We start from the raw sequence: 7,562 nt of genomic DNA on the forward strand, positions 1-7,562 counted from the left end.
CTGGTAACAAAATCAGCAATCCGCCCTGGGTCAAATTTCAATCGGCAGGGTGGGTCAATTTTCCATCAGCGCCAACAATCACCCCCAAACAGAAGTTGGCCCTTGTGGCCTGATCTCTACTTCTCGTAAGTACTAAAAATGGGGGGATTACCCGTGAAACCTAACTCTGCCGCCCTTCGGTGCAACCCCTTCACTACTTTTTCCCGATACTTTTACTCGTAGTGATTGCCCCCGGATATTGGCGCGGCAATCTCTCTATCCGGATGGAAGCTGACACGCAGCAAACCATAGGTATGCAGTCGCTGAACCCACTGCGCATCATTAACGTCGGTTTACGCCCAGGTACTGCGCGGGCGTCCCGCGCATTGGCCACAACACTTGGCTTCGAGTAGTTCACTGGCTTGCCTCTCGGGTTTATCCCGGGTGACGGCCTTTACCCATTTGTAGAGACTGTGGGTAGAGACTCCGAGGCGTTCGGCAATCTCCGCTACTGAATATCCCCGCTCAACGACCTGTCTAACGGCTTCAGCCTTGAATTCTGGGGTGAATCGCTGGGTTCTCAAGACTCCCTCCAATGCTCAAAGCATAGCCCAGGGATGTCTATCAGAACGGAGTAGCCCTGCCTCTCTTGATCGTGTCGACTTAACGTTTTTTTGCGCTGTTAATCGCTTCACGTGCAAAACGCTGTGAGGCGATTCAGGGGATCGTCGGTTCATGTGTCAGATCTAAGGTGACACAGAGGCCACCAGTTTCGCGATTGCGCAAGTTCAGAGATCCGCCAATCGCCACAGCCAACTGCTGAGCGATGGCCAGGCCCAAGCCGGCGCCACCAGTACTGCGGTTTCGTGAGCTTTCCACGCGATAAAACGGCTTAAACACATCAGCCAGAACATCCTCGGAGATTCCCGAACCGCAATCCAGTACGCTAATCGAAATACCGGTGCTCGCATTACTAGTGATTACCACTTCAGCTTTGCCAGCGTATTTAACTGCATTGTCCACCAGGTTCGCCAGAATTCGTCTAAGAGCATGGGGGCGCGTGCTGATGACTAATCCGCTCTTCCCGGAGAGACTTACATCACGTCCAGTATCTTGGTAATCGAATACAAGGCTATCTAGGAAGGAGTCTAAATTAATACGGCAGTTGGCTTCGGTTGCACCATGGGTGCTGCGTGCATAGGCAACACCTTCGCGAACCAAATGTTCAATTTCGTTAAGATCATTAGTAATTTTGGATTTTTCGGCTGAGTCGTCCATGAGCTCAGCGCGCAGCTTCATGCGGGTGATGGGTGTTTGCAAATCGTGGGAGATGGCGGCTAGTAATTGCATGCGTTCCTTTAGATACTCGGCAATACGTGCCTGCATAACATTGAAGGCACGGGCGGCATAGGCCACTTCACGCGGCCCGTGTTCATCAAGCTTTGCAGGGGGCGCATTGGGGTCGAGATTTTCGACCACTTCGGCCAAACGACTGAGCGGACGAATTACAATCATTACTGCTAATCGGGTGCAGCTGATCATTAAAACGAGCTGACTGAGCAGAATGAATGGTAACCATGGAGACAATGGTTTGACCGAAGCGTGTACATCAATGGTGACAGGACTGCCGTCAGATAACAGCAACTTAGCCTGGATCATTTTGTGTGGCCCAAATGTCTCAGTGAAAACCAGGTCGTAGTCGTTTCCTAATGCGGTTTCGAGTGAATGCGCGGCCACTGGAAGGTTGTTTGGTTCGAGCTGCATACCTGGATCGTTTCCGCTAAGTCGGTAGCTATAGTTACGACGGTGCAAGCGTTTGAGCCAGCTCACGCGCTCAGCGGCTGGCAGGCGGTTAAGGATTGCAATGGATGTTGATACGTCGTGTTCAAGATTGCTTAACATGGTCGTTTTTGTGCTCTCGTAACGCTCGTAGTACTGAGCCCCGAACGACAATGTTTGAGCCAGGATCAGGCATACCAAAAAAATTAGCGACAAGCGCGAGGCTAGCGTGCTCGGCCAACTCAGCGCGAAACTCATAGCTGCCCCTCTAGAAGTTCAACTGGGATGGTAAATACGTAACCTTCGCTACGCACCGTCTTTATGTAAGCCGGCTCACGTGCGTCGTCCAACAACCGCTGACGGAGACGGCTGACCAGCAGATCAATGGAGCGATCGAACGGGTCTGCATCTCGCCCCCGAGTCAGGTTAAGCAACTGATCGCGGCTGAGCACTCGCTGCGGGTGATCTAAAAACACACGCAGTAAACGAAACTCCGCTCCGCTCAGGGCAATTAACGTGCTGTCTTCGTCCAATAGGTGGCGGGCAGTGGTGTCCAGCCGCCAGCGGCCGAACTTAAGCACTCGACCACTTTCTGTGGCGACCAAATTAGGCGGCAGCATGCGTGTACGGCGAAGCACTGCGTTGATGCGCGCGAGCAACTCACGGGCGGCAAAGGGCTTAACCAAATAATCATCAGCCCCCATTTCCAAGCCTATGATTCGGTCTGTCTCATCGTTACGTGCGGTCAACATCAACACTGGGACGTCTTTATGCTTGCTCGCGCGTAGTTCACGGCACAACACCAGGCCATCGTCACCCGGCATCATGATGTCCAGCACAATTATGTCGACTTGGCTGGTTACCAGAAATGCCCGCATCTGGCGGCCGTCTGCGACGACGGTGGTGCGAAGCCCGTTCTTCTGTAGGTAGGTACCCACCAGCTCTCTGATCTCCCGATCGTCATCTACGACCAGTACATGATCAACATGCTCCATTACCAAGCCTCCAAGTGCCTGCACGAATTGCATCGTAGATGCGATACCCCAAGATAAGGCCTGTACGTCAGACACTATATATCAGTCTTAGTGGTGCATCAGGAATCCATACATATACGGAAATTTGCAAATAGCTCGTTTGTATCGTTTTGTATCGTAATTAGAGCTTGATACACAGTGAATTAAAAACAAGCTTTCTCGACACAATATAGACACTTTGCGGGCGTTTAATTATCGCCATCGCAGCAATACACCTCGATTCGAGCGACACACGATAACTGATTACTCTACGCAAGAGAGCAAACATGAACTTAAATAACACATTAACTGCAAGCTTATTCGTTCTTCTGAGTCTCGGCGTGCCACCAGTCGTGGCACAAGAAAATATAGTAACCGAAACATATTCCTACAACACCCCCCTCGATATCAATTCGGTGGTATCTCTGACAGAGGATAGCAGCCAGCACTGCAATGTGGTCAATGCTCAGATGACCTATTTAAAGTCAAACGGCGAGAAGCGAGTGCTTATATACAGAAAACTATCTTCAAACTGCAGCGACGGCGGATGATCTTGAGGTTGATTATTCACACTCGCCATACTTTGTACTTAATAAGTTGTTTTCTTCAGAGGAATTTCTGCGGATAAAAAGCTATTTGTGACGTTCATCGCTATTAATTGATAAATATGGCTCTTTGGAATTAACATTGCCGTGGCACTTATATATGGAGCGGACAGAGCACCTTTATGCGTCGTGACGCAGCAATATTCACCGCACGCCGCCCCACCTTTTATTAATAGCAGCAATTATAATCCAGGACCGATAGGGCGCTGGCTTTTGACAATACACCTGCTCAAATTAATTTATAAATAACACAAGTACCAGCGAGCCTAATCAATGAATATATTTAATCGTCGCTCAGGCACTAACGTAAACCTTAAAAAATTTCTATTAGGCATTGCGATAATGCCTTGCTTGTCCGCTATTTCCTTAGGTGTCGTGCTGCTACCGACTTTGTCTGCTATCGCTCACGAAGGGCATAGCTCACATGCTGGCACTTTAACGACCCCGGCGACGCCCTTTATCGCCAGCAGCGAATATTCGTTTGCCGAACTTATGGATCAGGCCATGTTGATAATGGATCAAGGTATGCGAATCGCCCCCATGAATGGTGATCCGGATCAAGATTTCGTCAGCATGATGATACCCCATCACCAGGGCGCAGTGGATATGGCCAAGGCCTTATTGCTAAGTGGAAAGGATCTAGAAATGCGAAATCTGGCGCTGGCAATAATTGCCGAGCAGCAGAATGAAATCAATCTTATGAAAGCTTGGCAACAACGCCAAACCATGCATTCGCCAGGGTCGCACGAGAGCGTCAAACCTTACCCCAAAGGAGATCTCAAATGAAAAATCGCTTAGCAGCCACTTTACCGTTCAACCTAATTATCGCAATGGCCGCCGCTCCGTTACTGGCAGCACCTAGCCCACACGACCGGGTTTATAGTGCCGATCAGAATAGCAATACAATTTCTGTGATCGACCCCTCCACTAACAACCTGCTAGGGCAGATACGCTTGGGCAATCCACGCCCGGACATTCTCTCGCCACTTTATAAAGGTGAAATTAATGTCCACGGCCTGGGTTTTTCTCCTGATCACAAAACCTTGATTGCAGTTTCCAACGGTTCCAACTCGGTGGCTTTCATCGATACTGCAAGCAACAAGGTTAAAGCAATCAGTTATATCGGCCGCTCGCCTCACGAAGGCTTCTTCAGTAATGATGGCAAAGAAGTCTGGGTGACAGTACGCGGCGCTGATTACATTTCGGTAATTGACGCTAAAACCTATCAAGAGACTCGGCGCATCCAGACGGCACCCGGCCCCGGTATGTTGTTGTTTCATCCAGACGGCAAGCGCGCTTTTGTCGTGCACAGTTTCACTCCTGAAGTTGCTGTAATCGACGTTGCTAGCCATAAGGTAATCAAGCGCATTACCGTGACCAGTCCTTTTTCGCCATTTCTACAACTGACACCCGACGGTAAAGAGCTATGGATGACCCATAAAGATGTTGGCAAGGTCACCCGTATAGATCTCGACAATCTAAGTGTCAAAGAAATCTTCGAGTCTGGGTTTATCAGTAACCATATAGCTTTTGCCGAAACCGATCACGGCACTCTTGCATATGTCACTGTTGGTGGTGAAAACTTGGTGAAGGTATTCAATACCGAAAGCCCTCCGCAATTAATTACAAGCTTAAAAGTAGGTGCTCTACCGCACGGCATTTGGACGTCTGACGATAGCTCCCGAATCTATGTTGGGCTTGAGAATGGCGATGCTGTTGAAGTTATCAATACCGCCAACAATCGTATTATCGCACGCGTACCTGTTGGCCAGTCACCGCAGGCCCTTGTCTATCTGTCGAATGCGGTACCCAGCGGTGACGGACGCACAGACCTGCAACCACTAAGTAATAGTGAACCGTACAATATTTCACTTAAAGCCATGAGTGGTGAAGGCCGCGGCTTTGTGGTTTCACGCAATCTTGGATTGGTCGACTCGTTAGATGTTGCACTCTTCAAGCTTAAGCCAGAAACCGTCTATAGCCTTTACTTGGCTGGTCAAAGCTCACCGATCGCAAGTTTCAAGACTAACCTTGCAGGGGCCGCAAATGGCAATGCTATCGGGCCACTACGCGAATTAGTCAACTCATCATCAAACCGAGAAGTAATACCTGCAACCTTGCTAGTCAAAGAGGGCACCAATCCTCAGAGCGACAATAAAGCGGTACTGAGCAGCACGTTCTGACAGTAGGTGTAAACACTTCTCAAATGGGGTGTTTACACCAGTACTGGTTAAGTTCAACAGTTAAATAACCCTCTGCTATACGTGATTTTTTGAAAACATCTTGCGCATTGAATTCTTAGCAATATGAGTCGCTTAAAACTCGAGAAACGCTCTATATAGCAGTATTTCTTATTATATATTTTCTGAAAATTTATAATCTGCTTCTCTTTGCGAGTCTTCAGAGTTATTGAGTCGAGAATCGATCCCCTGTCTAGGTTTACCTAATGACCGCACCTAATACAGAGTACCGCTATGAACAGACGCGACCTGCTTAAGGGACTGGCCCTGTTGCCAGCCCTGCCACTGCTCAGCCACACCCCACTCAGCCTGGCGCAAGCCATCGCCAGCGCGAGCAGCGTGACGCCGCTAGACAAGCCCCACAGCGCTTGGCGCGAACTACTGACGCCCGCCGCCTATGCCGTGCTCTTTGAAGAAGACACCGAAGCACCAGGCAGCAGCCCGCTGAATCAGGAAAAACGCAACGGCACCTACGCTTGCGCCGCCTGTTACCTGCCGCTGTTCGCCAGCCAGGATAAATACGAGAGCGGTACCGGGTGGCCAAGCTTTACTCAGCCGGTTGCCGGCCATATGGCGCAAAAACGCGATTTCGCCCTGATCTTTCCACGCACCGAATACCACTGCGCACGCTGCGGCGGGCATCAAGGTCATGTATTCGATGACGGCCCGAAACCTCGCGGCGAACGCTGGTGCAATAACGGCCTGGCCCTACGCTTTATTCCCGAAGGCGAACCCTTGCCTGAACTGCGGAGCTGAACATGACTCGCATCACGACTCCTTGGCGCAAGCGTCTGCTGCTCAGCACTAGTGTGCTAATTACCGGGCTACTGGCCGCCTGTGGACCTACAGCCGCCCCGGCGCCGCCGCCGCAACCGCAAACAAGCGCTCAGTCAGTGGCAAACCCCGGCGTGGCGATCTTTGCCGGCGGGTGTTTCTGGTGCACTGAATCCGACTTCGACAAAGTCCCCGGCGTGATTGAAACCACCTCGGGCTATATCGGTGGACACATCGACAACCCCACTTACGAACAAGTCTCGGCCGGCCAAAGCGGTCATATTGAAGCCGTACGTGTGCGTTTCGACCCCAGCAAAACCAGCTATGCCAAGCTGCTAGAAGCCTTCTGGCCAACCATCGACCCGGTAACCGCCAACGCCCAGTTCTGTGATCGTGGCACGCAGTACCGCAGCGCGATCTTCTACGGCACAGAACAGGAAAAGCAGCAGGCCGAAGCCTCAAAAGACGCACTGCAAGCCTCAGGGAAACTGCCTGGCCCAGTGGTCACGGAGATCCTCGCTGCTGACACCTTCTACCCCGCCGAGGACTACCACCAGGACTACTACCTACGTAACCCGCTGCGCTACAACTACTACCGTAGCGGCTGCGGCCGTGACCAACGCCTGCGAAATTTGTGGGGTAATACGATATAGCCCCCCCTCCGAGGGAACAGGCAAGGCTGTCACCGTGCGTCTAAATACGACAGGACTACGCATGGCCGCAGTAGAACAGGTACTCACTTAATATCTCTGGCGCGTTGTTGTGAGCAACTGATCTACGATTCTGGCATTTGAATCGCCCCTAGTTTAGTAGACACCTCCAAGCCTCATAATACGGCCCACTAGGAGGTGCCATGAGTAACTCGCGTTATCCCGAAGAATTCAAAATCGAAGCCGTCAAGCAGGTCACTGAACGAGGCCTGCCTATAGCTGAGGTCGCAGCTCGCTTGGGCATGTCGATGTTGCCGCTGACCGAAAACTGACCCAGTAGAGGCTGTTCTGCCGACTGAAAACTGACCCAGGTGTTCAACTGCTTCTGCTCAATTTTTGAGCAGGAGAACACAGGGTGATCAGTATGGAAATGATGGGCAAAATCCGCCGGATGTATTTCCGCGACAAGCTGTCGCTGCATGAGATAGCCAAGCGCACCGGGTTGGCGCGCAACACGATTCG

General features: G+C 51.0%; 7 protein-coding genes and 3 pseudogenes. 6 read left to right on the top strand and 4 right to left on the bottom strand.

The window, feature by feature from the left end:
- Positions 1–242: 242 nt before the first annotated feature.
- The 4 genes and pseudogenes from N1078_RS19755 to N1078_RS19070 form a co-directional block, all read right to left on the bottom strand.
- Positions 243–376 (bottom strand): annotated as a pseudogene (locus N1078_RS19755) (IS110 family transposase); the annotation flags it as partial.
- Position 377: 1 nt separating this feature from the next.
- Positions 378–563 (bottom strand): annotated as a pseudogene (locus N1078_RS19060) (transposase); the annotation flags it as partial.
- 133 nt (positions 564–696) lie between these two features.
- Positions 697–2,016 (bottom strand): sensor histidine kinase, encoded by a 1,320-nt coding sequence (locus N1078_RS19065; protein WP_274089656.1) that lies wholly within the window; start codon positions 2,014–2,016, stop codon positions 697–699.
- Positions 2,013–2,753 (bottom strand): response regulator, encoded by a 741-nt coding sequence (locus N1078_RS19070; protein ID WP_274089657.1) that lies wholly within the window; start codon positions 2,751–2,753, stop codon positions 2,013–2,015. Before N1078_RS19070 ends, N1078_RS19065 begins: the two co-directional genes overlap by 4 nt.
- A gap of 305 nt (positions 2,754–3,058) precedes the next feature.
- Here N1078_RS19070 and N1078_RS19075 point away from each other — a divergent pair, with 305 nt between their 5' ends.
- From N1078_RS19075 to N1078_RS19100, 6 genes and pseudogenes are all read left to right on the top strand, one after another.
- A complete protein-coding gene (locus N1078_RS19075; protein ID WP_274089658.1) occupies positions 3,059–3,322 on the top strand; it encodes a DUF2790 domain-containing protein in 264 nt (87 codons plus the stop codon).
- A gap of 327 nt (positions 3,323–3,649) precedes the next feature.
- Positions 3,650–4,162 carry a DUF305 domain-containing protein gene (locus N1078_RS19080; RefSeq protein WP_274089659.1) on the top strand — a complete coding sequence of 171 codons (513 nt, stop codon included), beginning with the start codon at positions 3,650–3,652 and terminating at the stop codon, positions 4,160–4,162.
- The gene (locus tag N1078_RS19085) at positions 4,159–5,559 is read left to right on the top strand and encodes a YncE family protein (RefSeq protein ID WP_274089660.1); all 1,401 of its coding nucleotides are present in this window, start codon (positions 4,159–4,161) and stop codon (positions 5,557–5,559) included. Before N1078_RS19080 ends, N1078_RS19085 begins: the two co-directional genes overlap by 4 nt.
- Positions 5,560–5,850: 291 nt before the next feature.
- Positions 5,851–6,372, top strand: a complete 522-nt coding sequence (msrB, locus tag N1078_RS19090) for a peptide-methionine (R)-S-oxide reductase MsrB (RefSeq protein ID WP_274089661.1) — start codon at positions 5,851–5,853, stop codon at positions 6,370–6,372.
- A gap of 2 nt (positions 6,373–6,374) precedes the next feature.
- The gene (gene msrA, locus N1078_RS19095; protein ID WP_274089662.1) at positions 6,375–7,043 is read left to right on the top strand and encodes a peptide-methionine (S)-S-oxide reductase MsrA; all 669 of its coding nucleotides are present in this window, start codon (positions 6,375–6,377) and stop codon (positions 7,041–7,043) included.
- A gap of 200 nt (positions 7,044–7,243) precedes the next feature.
- Positions 7,244–7,348, top strand: a pseudogene (locus tag N1078_RS19100) (transposase); the annotation flags it as partial.
- Positions 7,349–7,562: the final 214 nt, after the last annotated feature.

It is taken from the genome of Pseudomonas sp. MIL19 (assembly GCF_028680365.1).
In the GTDB taxonomy this organism is placed as follows: domain Bacteria; phylum Pseudomonadota; class Gammaproteobacteria; order Pseudomonadales; family Pseudomonadaceae; genus Aquipseudomonas; species Aquipseudomonas spirodelae.